This window comes from Pseudomonas sp. GW823-FHT04A03 (assembly GCF_058796615.1).
Genome location: NZ_JBXAIV010000002.1, coordinates 91,011 through 109,477 on the forward strand (window position 1 = coordinate 91,011; position 18,467 = coordinate 109,477).

Sequence of the window (18,467 nt, forward strand, 5' to 3'; positions counted from 1 at the left end):
GCCCCGCCCGCCAGCCCGCCTAATCGACCGCCTCTGGTTCAAAGGTCTGAAGATGGAAAACGTCCGCGCCACCGCCCGCCCCGCTGTCTGGCTGATGATCGGCATCATCCTCGTCGCCCTCAACCTGCGCCCGTCGATGGCAGCGGTCGGGCCCTTGATCTCGGCCATTCGCGGCGATATGGCGCTGAGTTTCAGTCTCGCAGCATTGCTGACCCTGCTGCCGGTGATGGCGATGGGGCTGGCGATGTTTTTCGGCATGGCGGTCAGCCAGCGCCTCGGTGAACAGCGCACGGTGCTGCTGTCGTTGTTGATCATCGGCGCGGCGACGCTGTCGCGGCTGTTTCTCGACTCAGCGGGCGGATTGATCGCCAGCGCCATTCTGGCCGGGATCGGCATTGCACTGATCCAGGCCTTGATGCCCGCGCTGATCAAATCGCGGTTTCCCGACAACGTGGCGCTATGCATGGGGCTTTACGTCACTTCGATCATGGGCGGCGCGGCGCTGGCCGCTTCGTTCGCACCGTGGGTGATGATGCAGACCGGCAACTGGCGGGCGGGGCTGGCGGTCTGGGCTTTTTTGGCACTGCTCGCCATTCCTGTCTGGTGGGCAAGTCGTGACACGTCACCGGACACCACTCGATCTGTTGTCAGAAAAGAATCCTTCTTCACGAATTCCCGCGCATGGCTGCTTGCGATCTTCTTCGGTCTCGGCACCGCGTCCTACACCTGCGTGCTCGCCTGGCTGGCGCCGTACTACGTGGAAAAGGGCTGGAGCGAACAAAACGCCGGCCTGATGCTGGGTTTTCTGACGGCCATGGAGGTGATTTCCGGGCTGGTGGTGCCGGCCATCGCCAATCGCAGCCGTGACCGACGCCTGGTGCTTGGGGCCCTGCTCGGTCTGATCATCACCGGATTCCTGGGGCTGATACTTAGCCCGCAGTACCTGAGCCTCCTGTGGCCCTGCCTGCTCGGTCTGGGCATCGGCGGGCTGTTCCCGATGAGCCTGATCGTGTCCCTCGATCACCTCGACGAACCGCAACGTGCCGGCGGGCTGACCGCGTTCGTACAGGGCATCGGCTACCTGATTGCCGGGCTCTCGCCGCTGATGGCCGGCGTAGTTCGCGATCAACTGGGCAGCTTCGAGTGGGCCTGGTGGTCACTGACGGCAGTGGTGGCGCTCATGCTGCTGATGGTGCTGCGTTTCAACCCACGGCATTACGCCCGACACATGGGCTGATCGGGCGAATGGCAGGCCGACCCGTCTGGATAAAGGCTTCTGGCCAGCTTTTCCGGGTTTGATTGTGTACGTCGTGTTACTAAAACTTTCTGTCCCACAACTGACCGTGAAAAGTCCTACAGGGCTTTCTCCTGGCACCATCGTTCCGTTACGATCATGCGCACACGTTTGCGCGGATTCGGCGCAAGGAGCACAGCGAGACAGAACGGATGCTGAACAGTAACTTGCTTAGAAAGCTCGACATGCAGGATCTCATGGTGTTTGTCGCCGTGTATGAGCAAAGCAGCGTCACCGACGTGTCGGAGGCGCTGTTCGTCAGCCAGTCCACCGTCAGTTACTGCCTGAAAAAACTGCGCACCAGCTTCGAAGACGATTTGTTCGTCAACACCCGCACGGGCATGCGTCCGACCTACAAGGCCAGCAGCATGTATGGCCATGTGCAGAAAATCCTCGAAAGCATCAACCTCTGCCACGCCGGCGCCCCGACTTTCGATCCGATGGCGCAACCGGTGACTTTCAACATCTGCGCCCCGGAATACTTCGAGCAACTGATCCTGCCGCGGATGTTGAAGCGCTTTGACTTCGATGACTTGCCGGTGATGGTCAACATGCACAAGTTCGAAACCGACGTGCCGGTCGAGGAGTTGCGCGACGGCAGCCTCGATCTGGTGATCTGTTTCGGCCCGCACTTCCATCGCAGCCATGCCGACCTGAAATCACGCATGCTGCTGGAAGATGACCTGGTCTGCGTCTTCGACAAACGCGCCACGCCACTGGAGCCACGCCTGAGCCTGCAAGCTTTCACCGAACGCCGGCATGTGTTCCCGACACCGTGGACGTCGACCACCAACATGGTCGATGGCTGGCTGGCGCGGCAGGCGCAGAAGCGCCAGATCGTCGCCCGCTCCAACAGTTACAGCGCGGCGTTGAAGATGATCACCGGCACGGATTTCATCCTGACCCTGCCCCGGCGGATCCAGCGTTTGCTGACCAACGACGCAGTGTTCAACCACTGCGAGGCGCCGAACGGCTTGCCGGGTTTCACCCTCGACATGCAGTGGAGCCACAACGTCGATCAGGACAGCGCCAACCTCTGGCTGCGCGAGCAGGTCATCAAGACCTGCGCGGAGCTGGAAGCAGCCTGAGTCTTACACGCCGATGGCAGTCTTGTTGTAGGACTCGCGGTCGATGTCCAGCAGTTCCACACTCAACTGCACCTCGACCCCGGCCGGCCATTCGCACAGATCCTGAAGCACCGCCAACAGGCTCTGCGACAGCTGCTTCTTGATCTCCGGAGAACGCCCGCTGAGCAGCGCCAGCCTCACCGCGACAAAGGCGCGCTCGTTCATGGCGGTGCCGACCTTAAAGGTTTCAACCTTCAGCGCACGGCTCTTGATATCGAACTCCGCCCCGAATTGACCGGAACCCACCAGTGTGTTGTTGAGCCGGATCAACGCCACGTCGGCGTTCAGTTGCGGCAGGTTGGCGGTGTATTCCAGGTGCAGGTGTGGCATCTCGGTGCTCCAGTGGTTCGGCGGAAAGGTCGTACATATAACACAGCAACGCCTGACTCACGCCAGCGACGACATCACCGGGCGCTCACTCATGAATTGCTCCAGCCGCGAACGCAGCCAGCGCTCGGCCGGGTCGCTGTCAACGTGGCTGAGCCAGACCATCGACAGGTCGAGGGTCGGGGTCTTGAACGGAAACGGCTCCTTGAACAAGAACCCGGAAGCGGCCATGGCGTCGGCGGTGTAGTCCGGCAGGCTGGCGATCAGATCGGTGCCGGCCAGCAGCGCCGGCAACGAACTGTATTGCGGCACCGACAACACCACCTGACGGGTGCGACCGATGTCCGCCAGCCACTCATCGGCGTAGCCACTGACATTGGCGGTGTGGGAAACCAGCACGTGAGGGCGTGCGCAATATTCATCGAGGGTCAGCGGCGTGTCGGACTTGTCGGCGCGCAGGATGCTCGGCTGGATGTGTCGCAACAATTTGCGTTTGGCATTGGCCGGCAAGCCGCGGGTCTGGCTGATGCCGACGGTGATATCGCCGGCGGCCAGCAGATCGGGAATCCGCCAGTAATCGACGTGCTGCACCACGAACACCACGCTCGGCGCCTCCTGGCGCAAGGCACGCAACAGCGGCGGGAGCAGACCGAATTCAACGTCATCCGACAGGCCGATGCGAAAGGTCATGGTGCTGACGGCAGGATCGAAATCCCGGGTCAGGCTCAGCGCCACCGACAACGAGTCGAGTGCGGGTTTCAGGTGGCGATAAATATCTTCGGCGCGGGCGGTCGGCTCCATGCGATGGCCGACGCGGATGAACAACGGATCGTTAAGCATGGTGCGCAGACGGTTGAGCGCCGAGCTGATGGTCGGCTGGCCGAGAAACAGCTTCTCGGCGGCCCGGGTCACGTTGCGTTCGAGCATCAAGGTCTCGAACACCACCATCAGGTTGATGTCGGCCTTGCGTAGTTCATTGCGGTTCATCCATTGCCCCCCGATCCCCAGATTGCGGCAGTGTAGAAAGGCCGTGGGGCCGGCGTCCATCGAAACGGTGCGTCATTGCACCGTCAACGTCTTCAGCCCCAGGCCCATGATCCGCGAATCGTCGTTGATACCCAGCTGTCGGGGGCTGACGGCATCCGGCAACTGCAATTCGATATAGAGCCGGTCATCGTTCCCGAGGCGCTGGCTGAGCGCGGCGCTGATCGGGATTTCCAGGCGATTGCCTTGAAACTGCGTCAAACGGGTCTCCAGTACCTGTTGGCCGTTCAGACTGACGATCACCCGCTGGCCGGGGTGCCGGGGCTGTATGAATGCCAATGCGTCGATCACGATCAAACGCGCTGGCGGCAACACCCGCAATTCGATTTTCGCCTGCAGCCCTTCCGTCCACGTCCCCCAGTTTTCCGGCGTCGACCAGCCGCTGGCCAGTTGTCGGTTGCGATAATTGAAAGTCAGCGCTTGCCCCGGGCGAGTGAGCGGGATCAGTGACATCCGTCGCCCTTCATCCTGCACGACCAGACACTGCGCACACCGTTTCCAGCCCGGCGCCAGCACCGTCACCCCATCCACGCGTGTCAGCAAATCTGTTTCACTGTTGATGGTTCTGGAGGCATCGGCCAGAACATCGTCGTCCAGGAGATATAGGGAGTCCGCGTCGTACTGCCCCGAATCGAGCATCGCGCGTGCTTTCTGCTGTGCTCGCGTCAGCGCCGAAGTGCTCATGCGCCCCAGATAGACCGCATCGGTTTTCATCCCGTGGGTCGCTGCGAAACCGGCGATCATCTGCCAGCGCTCGCCTTGATTCTGTGGCATCAGGCTGCGGACATTGGCATAACGCGCAGCGGCACTTGCCCAGAATGGATCAGTCATCGGGCTGGCCCAGAGCGACGAAGGCGCCACCATTTTTCCCTGCCGCAGCCCCATCCAGCCGCTGCGGGTATCGGCGACCTGGATCAGCAGCGCCACCGCGAGCAGACCGATGGCGATACGCGGCCGATAACCGCGCACCACCAGAAAAATCGCAGCCAGGATGCAGACGTACAGAACCGGCCAGAACATTCGGCCCGAAGCACGAAAGATACTGGCCAGCGCGACAAGACTTTTTGGCAGCGGATAACCGAGGTTCCACGCCCCGATGCCGATCTGATTCGACAATGCGAACAGCCATAAACCGAACAGCGCCATCAACAGCCATGGACGTGCGCGCACCTGATCCCGCAAGGGTTGGCGATTTCGAAACCAGGCCATCAGCGCCAGCGGCACCAACAAGAGGATGCCCAGGCCAAGGTAGTTGAAACCTTCGTAATCCCCGTCCCCCTTTGGCAGATCGGGCAGGATCAATGACCAGCCGGCCGGGTCGACCGGCGACAGCAGGTTCATTCGGTACAAACCAAAGCCACCGGATGCCGCGCCATCAGCGATGCTGAAATAGCCGGCCTGCCAGCAGCACACGCTAACCAGAGCGAAAAGCACGCCCCCTTCGATCACCCCCTGGCGCCGGCTCAAAGACTGATTGAATATCTTGCCCAGCAGATCCGCGACCCAGATCAGCGCAACCATGGCCAGCAGGTAGGCGTGCACCCATGCCGTCACCGCCAGCAAGGCTCCCCAGGCCAGGCGCCGTCGGCGCAGGTTTGGCACCAGCGCCAGGTACAGCGCCGCCAGGATCAGGAAATGGCCCGCCAGAGAAAGGTGCCCGCCCATGCGCAGAAACATCGCTGGCGAGAATACCAGCAGCCCGGCACCCAGCAGTCGAATCAAGGGATTGGCCGTGATCAGTCCGATCAGCTTCCAGCCAAACCAGGCTTGCAGGACGCAGCATGCCAGCAGCCACAACCCGAAGTACTGAAAGGTGCCCGGCAACCAGGCACTGAACGGTTTGAACAATATCGCCAGCAGTGGATTGGAGTCGGAAAAAATGATCGCGCTGCCCAACTCCAATCCATAGTACGGGTTGAGCCCGAGAGGAAATGTCCACGGCGCATGCCGGAAAAATACCCAGCCCAGATAATGCGTCGCCGGATCGCCCTGCTCCAGCCAGGCGATGTTCTGTGGGTTCAGCGCCTGCGGTCCGACCACCAGAAAAAACACCAGCACACCCAATAACAACGGCAACAGAAATAGAGCCGGATGCTCGCGTGAATCCTTCATCGATACGTCCAGAAGTTATGCAGTACGAACGTGAACGCCGGAATCGTCAGCGCCACCGCACCAATACCCGCCAGATAATGCAGCCCGGCCATCTGCGCCGCCCACGCCACGAACATCGCCAACAGAAAGCCGCCCGCCGAAACCAGCATGAAGCGCAGCAAGGTCTTACCGTGCAGGCGCGCAGAAAAACTCCAGGTGGTGTTGATCACGTAGGACACCACCGTCGCCACCGCGAAGGCCACACCGTTGGCCAACGGAGGCTGGGGACTGACGAAGTTGATGAACAGCACCGCCACCAACGCATGCAATGCGGTGACAAACAGACCGGTCACGGCAAAGCGCAAACCGCGCTGAATCAAGGCGGATTTCCCGACGGGCGTCACGGTTTGCGCGCCAGCACGAACACACTCAGACCGCCTGTTCGGTTGATGCCCATCACCGGCAGCTCGAGACTGCACAGGGTTTTGAGCAGTGTATTGACCAGCGGATGATGTTTTTTCAGCTGCGAACGCGGTGCCGAACCCCGAGCGCTGCCGGGTATCAGGCGCGACGCCAGCGCAAGCGGGAACACCGCTCCGAAATAATAGGCGCCCCGCTCCACCGTCAATCCGGCGTTGCCCGCCAGAGCCTCAAATTGCCCCAGGGTGTAGCGACGCTTGTGTTCGAGGAAATCATCGTGCCCGCTCCACATGAACTGGAATGCCGGCACGGTCATCAGGAAGCGACTGCCGCTCGGCACTTTGTCGACGTAGGACTTGAGCAGGCCGAGATCGTCATCGACGTGCTCCAGCACATCCATCAGCAACACCAGATCAGCGTCCACGCTGTCGATCGAGCGACGGTAATGCACCGGTTTTCCGGCGGTGGTGGCGCTCGAGTCGGCCGGGTAGCTGATGTCCACGCACCAAGCTTCGCGCGCCGTCGTGTGGGTCAACAAATGATGGGAGAAGAATCCTGAACCGGCGCCGACGTCGAGAATTCGTTTGATCGGCGCTTCACCCAGCAAACGGCGGGTCGCGGCCGCTTTGGAGCAGTAATACCAATGCTCGCCGATGCTGTCGCCGAGGATATCGGTTTCCTTGAGATCCATCTGTCAGTCCTTGGATTCATAAATGCGGCGCACCAGGAAAACCGGCCGGCGCTTCGCTTCGATATAAGTGCGGCCCAGATACTCGCCGAGCACGCCGATGCCGATCAACTGCAAGCCGCCGAGAAACGTCACGGCAACCATCAGCGAGGCGTAGCCGGGCATGTCAACGCCATGGATCAGCGTGCGCACCACAATGAACATCGCAAAGGCGAACGACACCAGAGAGACCAGCGCCCCCAGATACGTCCAGATCCGCAACGGTTCGGTGCTGAAACTGGTGATGCCTTCGAGGGCGAAATTCCACAGCCGCCAGCCATTGAACTTGCTCTGCCCCGCCGCCCGCTCCGGACGTTCGTACTCGACCTGGGTGGTGCGAAAACCGACCCAGGCGAACAGGCCTTTCATGAAACGCCGGGATTCGGGCAGCGTCAGCAGCGCGTCGACCACGCAGCGATCCATCAGCCGGAAGTCACCGACGTTTTCCGGTAATGCCTGTTCGGCAATTTTGTTGTGCAGGCGATAGAACCAACTGGCGGAAGTCTGCTTGGCCCAGGAGTCGTTGCGCCGACTGATGCGGTGGCCGAGCACCACTTCAAAACCTTCGCGCCAGAGTTCGATCATTTGCAGAATGACCTCGGGCGGGTCCTGCAGATCGACATCGATCGGCACCACGATCTGCCCCGTGGCGACCTGCAAACCGGCGGACAGCGCCGCTTCCTTGCCGAAATTGCGGCTCAGATCAACGATGCGGATACGCGAATCGCTCTGCTGGCAGTTCAGGAGACGTTCCAGCGTTGTATCGGAACTGCCGTCATTGACGAACACCAGTTCCAGTTCGACCAGCGCCTCGCGCTCGAACACCTGCCGAATGCGCAGGAGAAAGCCGTCGAGGCTGTCCTCTTCATTGAATACGGGCACTACCAGCGACAACGTCACCGGGCCCGCGTGTTGCGTTCCGTGCGAATGGGTCAATGGACTGCTCTTTCTTATAGTGTTTGTCGGTCGTCGAACGACATTCGACGCCATGAGCCGCCCCGTATTAAGCAGCAGCCCGGAATGTCATGCAAGGGTGAAACGAGGGCGTTCCGGCCAATCCGGAGGACGATCCCTGCGCTCTGGCCCGCACCTTTCAGAAACATCCACGAACGATTGGAAACAAATCCCCGATAGCCAAAAATCCGCGCTCCGCTAGGCTTGCGTCGAGGCGTCACACAGGTTGTCGCACATAAATCGCATGGAGCGAACTGAATGTATTTCGAGATTTACAGGCAATCCAAAGGCACCCCGAGCACCGGCAAGGGCCAATGGCGCTGGAGATTAAGGGCGGGGAATCACGAGACGGTCGCCAGTGGCGAATCGTATGTGAACAAGGCGGATTGTCTGCATGTGATCGAGTTGATCAAGGGTGTCCACGGAGAGACCCCGGTCAAGGAGATCTGAGGACTGCCCAAGACGCCGGGCTGCCTGTGTTGGCAGCTCCGGCGACATCTGAAATTGCTTCAGAACCTTTCGGGAATGTGCCGGAACGGATAATCCGACTCTTTGTAACCCCCCGGTTTCTGCCGCTTGGGCAATGTCACCTTCTCTCGCGGCACCTCTTTGTAAGGGATGCGACTGAGCAGGTCGGAGATGATATTGAGCCGCGCCCGACGCTTGTCGTTCGAGTTGGCCACAAGCCAGGGTGCGTAATCGGTGTCGGTCGCTTCGATCATGTCGTCCCGCGCCCGGGAGTAGTCATACCAGCGACTGTAGGACTTGAGGTCCATCGGTGAAAGCTTCCAGACCTTGCGCCCGTCGACAATGCGCGCCTCCAGGCGTCGGGTCTGTTCTTCCTGACTGACATTCAACCAGTACTTGAGCAGGATCACGCCGGAACCGACAACTGCGCGCTCCACCAGCGGCACGGCTTTGAGGAACTTGTCGACCTCCTTGTCCGTGCAAAAGCCCATCACCCGCTCGACGCCGGCGCGGTTGTACCAGCTGCGATCGAAGATCACCACTTCGCCGGCCGCCGGCAAATGTGGCAGGTAGCGCTGCATGTACATCTGGCTCTTCTCACGATCGGTCGGCGCCGGCAACGCGATGACACGAAACACCCGCGGGCTGACCCGCTCGGTCAGCGCCTTGATGGTGCCACCCTTGCCCGCACCGTCACGGCCTTCGAAGATGATGCAGATCTTGATGCCTTCGGCTTTTACCCATTCCTGCATTTTCACCAGTTCGATATGCAGGCGGCGTAGTTCCGCAAGGTAGTCCTTGTTTGACAGTTTTGTATGTTCGTCAGGTTTTTCTCGGGGCGAGTCTTTCTTCTTTCCCTTTGCCATGACCAGACCTCTCGGGTTGGAGCGACAGCCAGGCTCGTTGGCACTGCATGACCTGGAACCGGAAAGTTTAGTCATTTATCGCAAAACGCAAGCTAGCGGGCGGTCACTCACAGGCAACGTGCTTATTGCGAAAAAACCTGTGCAGTTTTTGACGGAACGCCAATCGCCAACCATTCTCCATCACGGCGCAGCGTCCGATGTCGGCCGTTGATGCCTCGCGTGTTGCAAACCTGCCATCTGGATGTGGGGAAGAGGTCATGCACAGTTCGCTCTTGCGTGCCGCGTCGCTCATGCTCGCCTTGAGCGCTGCACCGCTCTTGTTGCAGGCCGCCGATGCGCCTGCGGCCCCGGCGGCGGCCACCGCGCCGGCCAAAGATGCCGTGTTTACCACGGAGCAGCTCGACCAGATGCTCGCGTCGATTGCCCTGTATCCCGACCCACTGCTTGCTCAAGTGCTGATGGCCGCCACGTATCCGGGAGAAGTCGCCGAAGCCGCAGCCTGGTCCAAGGCGCATCCGGACGCCAAGGGCGATGACGCAGTCAAGCAAGTGGCCAGCCAGACGTGGGATCCCAGCGTGCAGGCATTGGTGGCGTTCCCGCAGGTCTTGGCGACACTGGGGCAGGATCCGGTCTGGGTACAACGTCTGGGGGATGCCTTTCTGGCCCAGCCTGACGAACTCATGGCCGGCGTTCAGCGTTTGCGGCGTCAGGCCCAGGCGGCGGGCAACCTGCAGAGCAATCAATATCAGAATGTGACAGTGCAGAACGTAACGCCGCCCATCTCTGCCGGGACAACCAAACCGGCCGACAACACGACCATCATCATTCAGCCCGCCGATCCGCAGGTGGTCTACGTCCCGACCTATAACCCGACGACCACTTACGGCACCTGGCCTTATCCGGCCTCGCCGCCGGTGTATTACCCGCCGCCACCCGCTTACTACCCGGGTCAGGCATTGGTGGCCGGGCTGGCTTTCGGCACGGGCGTGGCGGTCGTCGCGTCGTTGTGGGGTAACTGCGATTGGGGCAATAACGACATCGACATCGATGTGAACCGTTACAACAACATCAACGCCAACAACCGGATCACCAACAACCAGAACAAATGGCAGCACAACACCGTGCATCGCGATGGCGTGCCCTATCGTGACAACCGCAGCCGCGCGCAGTATGGCCGGCAGCTGGACGGCGCGGCTCAGCGTGACGCCTATCGTGGAGACAACGCGCAACGGGCGCAGGCTCGGGAACGGGCGCGCAGTTCGATGGACAGGGCCGGTTTCGAACGCCCCGCCACCAGCAATCGGGAAGCCCGCAATCAAGTCCGCGAAGCGCAATCCGCCAATGTCGGCAATCGCATGCAAGGCGGCGCGGACAGGCCCAGAGCCGCCGACCGCGCTCAGGGCAACACGCGGGAGGCGCGCCAGCCGGGCGCCAATCAACGTGACAACCGTGCGTCTCAAGCCCGACCCGCAGCGGGCAGTGCGCGCAACAACGCCTTCGCCGGCGCGCGCTCGCCGTCACAGACCCGCGTCCAGGCTGATCGCGGCCGGGCCAGCCAGATTTCCGCGCAACGTCCCAACACCTCACGCGCCGCCGGACATCAGATCAGCCGGCCATCCGGCGGGGGCATGCGTCAGAGAGGAGGTGGCCGTCGATGAACATTCATTCTCTGGTCAAAAGCTGCCTGATCCTCACGGCCGGCCTCGCATTGTCGACCTTCGCCTCGGCCCAGCAGGTATTTCCAACCCCGGAAAAAGCCGCTGACGCCTTCGTCGCAGCCCTCGGTACGCAACACGCCGATCAGAAACGCCTGACCGAACTGCTGGGCGAGGAATGGCACAGCTTCATTCCCCGTGAAGGCGTGCAGCGCAGCGATGTCGATGCCTTCCTGCAGCAATACCGCGAACAGCACACCCTGGAAAAGACCGGCGACAGCAAGGCCGTGCTCTCCGTCGGGCCCGATCACTGGACGCTGCCCATCCCGCTCATCAAAGACAAAACCGGTTGGCGCTTCGACATGAAAGCCGCCCAGGTCGAAATTCGCGCCCGCCGCATCGGCCGTAACGAACTGGCGGCAGTGCAATCGGCGCTGGCCTACCACGACGCCCAAATGGACTACGCCTCGGAAGACCGCGACGGCGACGGCGCCCTCGAATACGCACAGAAAATCTTCAGCTCCCCCGGCAAACACGACGGCCTCTACTGGCCAGAAGACGACACCCACCAGATCAGCCCCCTCGGCCCCGCCTTCGGCCAGGCCATCAACGACGAAGACTGGCACGGCTACCACTTCCGCATCCTCAACGCCCAAGGCCCGTCCGCCCCGGGCGGCGCTTACAGCTATCTGATTGGAGACAAGATGAGTCGCGGGTTCGCCTTGATCGCCTGGCCTGCGAAGTATGACGACACCGGCGTGATGAGCTTCATGATCAGCCATGAGGGCCAGGTGTTTCAGAAGGACCTCGGGCCGGGTGGGGAGAAGGTGGCGAAGGCGATGACGCGGTTTGATCCTGATGATAGTTGGGAGGTGGTGGATTTGGGGCAGAAGTAGTTGGGGTAGCGAATTGCGTTGGATCGGAAACGAAAAAGCCCCGTAGATTTTCATCTACGGGGCTTTTTCTATGTATGGCGGAGAGATAGGGATTCGAACCCTAGGTACCGGTGAAGGTACAACGGATTTCGAATCCGTCCCATTCGGCCACTCTGGCATCTCTCCAACGGCGCGCATCATAACAACACTTTCGCTGAATGGGAAACCCCTAAACGAAATTTTTTCCGTGCTATCAGATGCTTGCGTCGATTAAAGCGGTACGCCCAGACGGTTGGCGACTTCTTCGTAGGCTTCGATGACGTCACCGAGGCCCTGGCGGAAGCGGTCCTTGTCCATCTTCTTCTTGGTGTCCTTGTCCCACAGACGGCAGCCGTCCGGGCTGAACTCGTCGCCCAGGACGATGGAGCCGTCGCTGAACACGCCGAATTCAAGTTTGAAGTCCACCAGCAAGAGGCCTGCGTCGTCGAACAGTTTGCTCAGGACTTCGTTGACCTTGAGCGACAGTTCTTTCATGCGCGCCAGTTGCTCGGCGGTGCCCCAGCCGAAAGCCACGACGTGGGATTCGTTGATGAACGGGTCGCCCTTGGCGTCGTCCTTCAGGAACAGTTCGAAGGTGTACGGGTTGAGCTTCATGCCCTCCTCGACGCCCAGACGCTTGACCAGGCTGCCGGCGGCGTAGTTACGCACGACGCACTCGACCGGAATCATGTCGAGTTTTTTCACCAGCACTTCGTTGTCGGCCAGCAGCTTGTCGAACTGGGTCGGAATGCCGGCCGCTTCGAGTTTCTGCATGATGAAGGCGTTGAACTTGTTGTTCACCATGCCTTTGCGGTCGAGCTGCTCGATGCGCTTGCCGTCGAACGCCGAAGTGTCGTTGCGAAACAGCAGGATCAAGCGGTCAGCGTCGTCGGTCTTGTAAACCGATTTGGCTTTGCCGCGGTAGAGTTCTTCACGTTTTTCCATGATGGGCTCCGCTTGCTAAGTAGATGGGCTAGGCGATGTGGCGCCAGTCGAGCCCTGAATCTTGATCGGCCAGTTGCAGCCAGTCCGGGTCGCACCCGAGAGTGTCGACAAAACATTGCCGGGCCAGCTGCGGCAGGTTGTTCTTGCTGCTCAGATGGGCCAGGACCAGGTGTTGCAGGCCTTGCCAGCCCAACTCGGCCACCAGGAATGCCGCCTGATGGTTGTTCAAATGTCCCAGCTCGCCGCCCACCCGCTGCTTGAGAAAGTACGGGTAATGACCACGGGCCAGCATGTCGCGACAGTGGTTGGACTCGATCATCAACGCATCGAGGTCCCGATAGCCGTCCAGCACCCGCTCGCAGTAAGAGCCCAGGTCAGTCAGCAGGCCGAAGCGCCGCTCACCGTCACTGAATACGTACTGGGTCGGTTCCTGAGCATCATGGGCCACGGCAATGACCCCGATGTTCAGAGCACCGATCTGCAACTGCTCGCCACCGGTCACGAAACCGGCAGGTTCAATCGGTTTGCGCATCCCGCGCAGTGTGCCGCGACTGAGGTAGACAGGCAGATTGTAGCGCCGAGACAGCAAACCCACGCCATGCACGTGGTCGGCATGTTCGTGGGTTACGAGTATCGCGCTCAGTTGCGCCGGGTTCACACCCAGGCGCAACAGGCGTTTTTCGGTTTCCCGCAGGGAAAAACCACAATCCACCAGCACATACGTATCAGCACTGGCGATCAGCGTGCCGTTCCCTTGGCTACCGCTGCCGAGAACGGCAAAACGCATTGGATCAGCCCAGGTTGTCCTGAATCACGCTCAACACTTTGCGGGCCACATCGGCAGGCGCAACGGTGTTGATGTTTTTCTCGACGGTCACCTGAACGTTCTCGCCGACCTTGCTCAGGCGAACCTGATAACGCTCGGCACGGGCTTCAACTTCTTCCTTGGTCGGCGCGCTGCCGAACAGGCTGCTGAAGAAACCAGGCCTCTCGTCTTTCTTCTCGGCCTTTTCGGACAAGTTGATGTAGTAGAGACCCAGGCTGCGGTTGATGTCTTCAACGCGCCATTCGCCCTGCTCCAGCGCACGACCGACGCTCGACCAGGCACGATCCAGGTCCGTACCGACGTTGAGTACCGGGTTGCCGCTGCCGTCTTCGCTCAGACTGACACGGCTCGGGGTATCGAAATCACGCGAAGCCAGCATCGACACCGAACCACCCTTCTCGGAGGTACGGCTCATGCTCGCGAGCATGTCGTCGACCAGCGCAGCGTCGAGACCGGTGTTGACCGAACGGTTGGTGAAGGCCACGTCGGCGGTGCTGCCGGCAGGACGCTCGGCGCTGACCACATAGACTTCACTGGTGTTGCGCTGCACGCCCGGCTCGATGCGCACCCGCACGCGGGTTTCGCTGTCGGTGCTGACGCCGGCGGCGCTCAGGCGCTTGGCCATGGCGGCGGACAGTTCGTCGGAATGCTGCCAGGTGGTGGTGAATTCGCCGGTTTGCGGGCGCTGTTCATCCAGACGGAAACCGTTGTCCTGGAAGTACTGCACCGCCACTGGCCAGACTTCGGCCGGTGGGTGCTGGGCCATGACCCAACGCGAATCACCGCTCTTCTGCAGCGAGTAGTCGCTGGCATCGGCAACGGCCGACAGCGGTTGAGGACGCGGAACGATGTATTCACCCTTGGCGGTGTCGTCGGCCACGTTGCGCGGGATCGGCAGCAGCGGATCCAGGCGCTTGGAGGTGCTCACATCCGGTGGCAGTTGCATCGGTGCAGTCTGTTGCGCTTCCAGGTAATCGCTACCACGGTCACGGAAATAACCTTCCGGGCCCCAGATCCATCCGCAGCCACTGGTGCTGGAGATAATCAAGGCAAGTGCGGAAAGTCCGGCCATTCGCTTCATGCGTTGTACTTCCTCAATTAAACCAGGACGTTGCACTGGCGCAGGGCCGAGCGCAGCGTTTCATGACAAGGAGCGCTCAGCCAGGTCAGCGGCAGGCGGATGCCTTGGTGCATCAGGCCCATTTCGACCAAAGCCCACTTCACCGGAATCGGGTTGGCTTCGATGAACAGATCCTTGTGCAGCGGCATCAGTTTTTCGTTGATGGCCCGTGCGGTCTCGGCGTCGCCCTTGAGCGCGGCCTCGCACAGGTCGGCCATTTCGCGCGGGGCGACGTTGGCGGTGACGGAGATGTTGCCCTTGCCGCCCAGCAGGATCAGCTCGACTGCAGTCGGATCATCGCCGGACAGCACGATGAAGTCCTTGCTCACGCCGTCGATGATCGCCTTGGCGCGTTTCAGGTCGCCGGTCGCTTCCTTGATGCCGATGATGTTCGGCACGGTGGACAGGCGGATCACGGTCTCGGCCTGCATGTCGCAGGAGGTGCGGCCGGGAACGTTGTAGAGAATCTGTGGGATGTCGACCGCTTCGGCGATGTGTTTGAAGTGCTGGTACAGGCCTTCCTGGGTCGGCTTGTTGTAGTACGGGACTACCAGCAGGCACGCGTCGGCGCCGGCTTCCTTGGCATTGCGGGTCAGCTCGACAGCTTCGCGGGTCGAGTTGGCGCCGGTACCGGCGATCACCGGAATGCGACCGGCAACCTGTTTGACCACGGCTTTGATGACGGCGATGTGTTCTTCTACATCAAGGGTTGCCGACTCGCCGGTGGTGCCGACCGCGACAATGGCATGGGTGCCGTTCTTGAGATGGAAGTCCACGAGTTTGCTGAGGCTGTCCCAGTCAAGACGCCCTTGTGCATCCATGGGTGTGACCAGTGCCACCATACTGCCCGCAATCATGAAACCGCTCCTGCCGGAAAAAGAGAGCGGTAATGGTACTGGCGCCAAGATGCTTGCACAAGCGAAGTACTGTGCCGCCATTCCCCTTGGCGCCGCTTTTCGCTACCCTTCAGACTTTGATCGGTACTGATCAGCTTGTACGCCGGGTTCCAGTCTCCCGTTTCGGCCTCCCGGGCCCCGTTCCAGTGTCGTTGCCGTACGCTTCCTTGTTAATGGAGCCGTAGCGCCACACGAATCGGGCCTTCCGGACAGTCATTGCCCCGGCAATCAACGCCCTCTCCCTACCGACCGCTCATCGCTTTAGGAATGCTGCATGTCCACCCCCACAGTTCGCGAACAATTCCTTGTCATCAGTGCCCTCGGCGCCAATCCCATGGAGCTGACCAACGTCCTGTGCCGCGCCAGCCATGAAAACCGCTGTGCGGTCGTCACTTCGCGCCTGACCCGTCACGGCGAGTGCAGCGCGCTGGTGCTCGAAGTCTCCGGCAGCTGGGACGCCCTGGCTCGCCTTGAAGGCAGCCTGCCCGTGCTGGCCAAGCGTCATGCGTTCACCGTCAACGTGGTGCGCAGCGCCGCTCTGGAAAATCGTCCTCAGGCCCTGCCGTACGTGGCTTACGTGTCTTCGGCGTACCGTCCGGACATCATCAACGAGCTGTGCCAGTTCTTCATGGATCACAACGTCGAGCTGGAAAACCTGACCTGCGATACCTATCAGGCACCGCAGACCGGCGGCACCATGCTCAACGCCACGTTCACCGTGACCCTGCCCGCCGGCACCCAGATCAGCTGGCTGCGCGACCAGTTCCTGGATTTCGCCGACGCCATGAACCTGGATGCACTGATCGAACCGTGGCGCCCACAGAACCCAATGTAAGGAAGCTTTCATGGCCGTTGTCATCGACCAACCGGTTCCGGATTTCGAAGCACCTGCCACCAGTGGGCAGACTGTCAGCCTGTCCGCCCTCAAGGGCAAACAAGTGGTGATCTACTTCTATCCGAAGGACAGCACCCCGGGCTGCACGACCGAAGGCCAGGGCTTTCGCGATCAATACGCAGCGTTCAAGGATGCCAACACGGAAATCTTCGGGATTTCCCGCGACAGCCTGAAGTCCCACGAGAACTTCAAGTGCAAGCAGGAGTTTCCGTTCGAGCTGATCAGCGACAAGGATGAAGCCGTCTGCCAGCTGTTCGACGTGATCAAGCTGAAAAAACTTTACGGCAAGGAATACCTGGGCGTTGATCGCAGCACCTTCCTGATCGACAAGAACGGTGTACTGCGTCAGGAATGGCGTGGTGTGAAAGTGCCAGGACACGTCGATGCTGTGCTGGCTGCTGCTCAGGCGCTGAACAAGGCCTGATGTTGTCGGCGCCCTTGCGGGCGCCGATTCATTCTCAAAGCAACGGCGCCACCACCGGCTCCTTTCGCGGCCACGCATCAAGCACAGCCTTGAACAGCGTCGCCAGTGGAATCGCGAAAAACACGCCCCAGAATCCCCACAACCCGCCGAACAACAGCACCGCGCAGATGATTGCCACCGGGTGCAGATTGACCGCTTCGGAAAACAGCAACGGCACCAGCACGTTGCCATCAAGGGTCTGAATGATCCCGTAGACCGCCATCAGATAGATGAACTGATCGCTCCAGCCCCACTGGAACAGCGCAATCAGCAGCACCGGCACGGTCACCACCACAGCCCCGACATACGGCACCACCACCGACACGCCGACCAACAGAGCCAGCAGCGCCGCGTAGTTGAGACCCAGTGCGACGAAAGCGATATAGGTCACGCCGCCACAGATCACGATTTCGATGACCTTGCCGCGAATGTAGTTGGCGATCTGCCGGTTCATTTCCTCGGCGACCCGGGTGATCAGCGCCCGCTCACGCGGCAAATAGCCGCGCACCCACTCGCCGATCATTGCCCGATCCTTGAGGAAGAAGAACACCAGGATCGGCACCAGCACCAGATAGATCATGATGTTCACCAGCAGCGGCAGGCTCGACAACGAGAATGTCAGCGCCCACTGGCCGAACTTGCCGATCTCGCCCCGCGCCGCTTCGATCGCTTGCAGCACCTGCTCGTCGGAGACCAGATGCGGATAGCGCTCCGGCAGCAGCAACAGCAGCGATTGCCACTTGGCGAGCATGCCCGGCAGCTCGTTGAACAGCGTGATCAACTGATGCCAGAGCAGCGGCAGCACCACGACGATGAACACCATCAGCACGCCCATGAACAGCGCAAACACCAGACCGACCGCCGCCCCTCCGGGCACGCGCAGACGTTCGAGCGTGACCACCAGCCCCTGCATCAGGTACGCCAGCACCATCCCGGCCAGCACCGGCGCGAGCATTCCGCCCAGCGTCAGTACAGCGGTGAAGGCGAGAAACAGCAAAACCGCCAGCACCACCGCTTCCTCATCGGAGAAGTAGCGCTGAATCCAGTCGCGCAACACTTTGAACATCAATTTTCCTTAGGTCATTTACGCGGTCGGTTTCAGGCTTTTTTCAGCCAGTAACGGTAGACACCCGCCTCGTCTTCTTCACGCAGCAGCGTATGACCGGCCAACTTGGCAAAGGTGCGAAAGTCGCGTTGCGAGCCGGCATCCGTGGCAATCACCTTGAGTACCGCGCCACTGGGCAGCTTGTTCAGCTCCATTTTGGCCTTGAGCAACGGCAACGGACAATTCAGGCCACTGGCGTCCAGTTCACAGTCATGGGCTACAGCGTCGGTCATGCGTCACTCCGGATCAGGTGGTCAGGCTGCCTAGAATATCTGGTCGCAAGCCCGGTGTCCGGCTACAGTAAGGTCTTTGTCGACTAAGGCTTTGTGC

At 60.7% G+C, this 18,467-nt stretch carries 20 protein-coding genes and 1 tRNA gene; 7 read left to right on the forward strand and 14 right to left on the reverse strand.

Annotation, left to right across the window (positions count from 1 at the left end; all coding sequences use genetic code 11):
* Positions 1 to 52: 52 nt before the first annotated feature.
* Entirely contained in the window at positions 53 to 1,237 is a 1,185-nt protein-coding gene (locus tag AC1Q9F_RS06280) for a cyanate transporter (RefSeq protein WP_492619748.1), read from the forward strand.
* A 209-nt stretch (positions 1,238 to 1,446) separates the two neighbouring features.
* Entirely contained in the window at positions 1,447 to 2,382 is a 936-nt protein-coding gene (locus AC1Q9F_RS06285) for a LysR family transcriptional regulator (RefSeq protein WP_085605584.1), read from the forward strand.
* A gap of 3 nt (positions 2,383 to 2,385) precedes the next feature.
* Here the strand turns inward: AC1Q9F_RS06285 and AC1Q9F_RS06290 are convergent, their stop codons facing one another.
* From AC1Q9F_RS06290 to AC1Q9F_RS06315, 6 genes are all read right to left on the reverse strand, one after another.
* Positions 2,386 to 2,751, reverse strand: coding sequence for a 5-carboxymethyl-2-hydroxymuconate Delta-isomerase (locus AC1Q9F_RS06290; RefSeq protein WP_273896549.1), 366 nt, complete (start codon positions 2,749 to 2,751; stop codon positions 2,386 to 2,388).
* Positions 2,752 to 2,808: 57 nt separating this feature from the next.
* A complete protein-coding gene (locus tag AC1Q9F_RS06295) occupies positions 2,809 to 3,735 on the reverse strand; it encodes a LysR substrate-binding domain-containing protein (RefSeq protein WP_045121852.1) in 927 nt (308 codons plus the stop codon).
* Positions 3,736 to 3,807: 72 nt separating this feature from the next.
* Positions 3,808 to 5,904, reverse strand: a complete 2,097-nt coding sequence (locus AC1Q9F_RS06300) for a DUF6311 domain-containing protein (RefSeq protein ID WP_492619747.1) — start codon at positions 5,902 to 5,904, stop codon at positions 3,808 to 3,810.
* Positions 5,901 to 6,287, reverse strand: coding sequence for a GtrA family protein (locus AC1Q9F_RS06305; protein WP_492619746.1), 387 nt, complete (start codon positions 6,285 to 6,287; stop codon positions 5,901 to 5,903). The genes AC1Q9F_RS06300 and AC1Q9F_RS06305 overlap by 4 nt, the downstream gene beginning before the upstream one ends.
* Entirely contained in the window at positions 6,284 to 6,994 is a 711-nt protein-coding gene (locus AC1Q9F_RS06310; RefSeq protein ID WP_492619745.1) for a class I SAM-dependent methyltransferase, read from the reverse strand. Before AC1Q9F_RS06310 ends, AC1Q9F_RS06305 begins: the two co-directional genes overlap by 4 nt.
* Positions 6,995 to 6,997: 3 nt before the next feature.
* Complete coding sequence (locus AC1Q9F_RS06315; RefSeq protein WP_492619744.1) at positions 6,998 to 7,966, reverse strand: glycosyltransferase family 2 protein; 969 nt, start codon at positions 7,964 to 7,966, stop codon at positions 6,998 to 7,000.
* A gap of 276 nt (positions 7,967 to 8,242) precedes the next feature.
* Here AC1Q9F_RS06315 and AC1Q9F_RS06320 point away from each other — a divergent pair, with 276 nt between their 5' ends.
* A complete protein-coding gene (locus AC1Q9F_RS06320) occupies positions 8,243 to 8,434 on the forward strand; it encodes a YegP family protein (protein ID WP_213937303.1) in 192 nt (63 codons plus the stop codon).
* A gap of 59 nt (positions 8,435 to 8,493) precedes the next feature.
* Here the strand turns inward: AC1Q9F_RS06320 and ppk2 are convergent, their stop codons facing one another.
* On the reverse strand, positions 8,494 to 9,318 hold the full coding sequence (ppk2, locus tag AC1Q9F_RS06325; RefSeq protein ID WP_492619743.1) for a polyphosphate kinase 2: 825 nt from the start codon (positions 9,316 to 9,318) through the stop codon (positions 8,494 to 8,496).
* A 257-nt stretch (positions 9,319 to 9,575) separates the two neighbouring features.
* On the opposite strand from ppk2, the gene AC1Q9F_RS06330 reads away from it, so the two are divergent.
* Together AC1Q9F_RS06330 and AC1Q9F_RS06335 are read left to right on the forward strand one after the other, a co-directional pair.
* The gene (locus AC1Q9F_RS06330; protein WP_492619742.1) at positions 9,576 to 10,976 is read left to right on the forward strand and encodes a DUF3300 domain-containing protein; all 1,401 of its coding nucleotides are present in this window, start codon (positions 9,576 to 9,578) and stop codon (positions 10,974 to 10,976) included.
* Positions 10,973 to 11,869, forward strand: coding sequence for a DUF2950 domain-containing protein (locus tag AC1Q9F_RS06335; RefSeq protein ID WP_492619741.1), 897 nt, complete (start codon positions 10,973 to 10,975; stop codon positions 11,867 to 11,869). Before AC1Q9F_RS06330 ends, AC1Q9F_RS06335 begins: the two co-directional genes overlap by 4 nt.
* A 75-nt stretch (positions 11,870 to 11,944) precedes the next feature.
* Here the strand turns inward: AC1Q9F_RS06335 and AC1Q9F_RS06340 are convergent.
* From AC1Q9F_RS06340 to dapA, 5 genes are all read right to left on the reverse strand, one after another.
* Positions 11,945 to 12,034 (reverse strand) — tRNA-Ser (locus AC1Q9F_RS06340).
* 84 nt (positions 12,035 to 12,118) lie between these two features.
* The gene (gene purC, locus AC1Q9F_RS06345; RefSeq protein WP_007958019.1) at positions 12,119 to 12,832 is read right to left on the reverse strand and encodes a phosphoribosylaminoimidazolesuccinocarboxamide synthase; all 714 of its coding nucleotides are present in this window, start codon (positions 12,830 to 12,832) and stop codon (positions 12,119 to 12,121) included.
* Between the two features lie 28 nt (positions 12,833 to 12,860).
* Positions 12,861 to 13,619: an MBL fold metallo-hydrolase gene (locus tag AC1Q9F_RS06350; protein WP_007958017.1), complete on the reverse strand. Its 759-nt coding sequence runs from the start codon at positions 13,617 to 13,619 to the stop codon at positions 12,861 to 12,863.
* A 4-nt stretch (positions 13,620 to 13,623) separates the two neighbouring features.
* Positions 13,624 to 14,739 (reverse strand): NlpB/DapX family lipoprotein, encoded by a 1,116-nt coding sequence (bamC, locus tag AC1Q9F_RS06355; RefSeq protein ID WP_492619740.1) that lies wholly within the window; start codon positions 14,737 to 14,739, stop codon positions 13,624 to 13,626.
* Positions 14,740 to 14,756: 17 nt separating this feature from the next.
* Entirely contained in the window at positions 14,757 to 15,635 is an 879-nt protein-coding gene (dapA, locus tag AC1Q9F_RS06360) for a 4-hydroxy-tetrahydrodipicolinate synthase (RefSeq protein WP_007958015.1), read from the reverse strand.
* A 313-nt stretch (positions 15,636 to 15,948) separates the two neighbouring features.
* On the opposite strand from dapA, the gene AC1Q9F_RS06365 reads away from it, so the two are divergent.
* Both AC1Q9F_RS06365 and AC1Q9F_RS06370 read left to right on the forward strand, forming a co-directional pair.
* The gene (locus AC1Q9F_RS06365) at positions 15,949 to 16,509 is read left to right on the forward strand and encodes a glycine cleavage system transcriptional repressor (RefSeq protein ID WP_007958014.1); all 561 of its coding nucleotides are present in this window, start codon (positions 15,949 to 15,951) and stop codon (positions 16,507 to 16,509) included.
* A gap of 10 nt (positions 16,510 to 16,519) precedes the next feature.
* Positions 16,520 to 16,993 carry a peroxiredoxin gene (locus AC1Q9F_RS06370; protein WP_492619739.1) on the forward strand — a complete coding sequence of 158 codons (474 nt, stop codon included), beginning with the start codon at positions 16,520 to 16,522 and terminating at the stop codon, positions 16,991 to 16,993.
* A gap of 34 nt (positions 16,994 to 17,027) precedes the next feature.
* On the opposite strand, the gene AC1Q9F_RS06375 is transcribed toward AC1Q9F_RS06370, so the two are convergent.
* Both AC1Q9F_RS06375 and AC1Q9F_RS06380 read right to left on the reverse strand, forming a co-directional pair.
* The gene (locus AC1Q9F_RS06375) at positions 17,028 to 18,098 is read right to left on the reverse strand and encodes an AI-2E family transporter (protein WP_007958012.1); all 1,071 of its coding nucleotides are present in this window, start codon (positions 18,096 to 18,098) and stop codon (positions 17,028 to 17,030) included.
* Between the two features lie 32 nt (positions 18,099 to 18,130).
* Entirely contained in the window at positions 18,131 to 18,370 is a 240-nt protein-coding gene (locus tag AC1Q9F_RS06380) for a sulfurtransferase TusA family protein (RefSeq protein WP_007958011.1), read from the reverse strand.
* Positions 18,371 to 18,467: the final 97 nt, after the last annotated feature.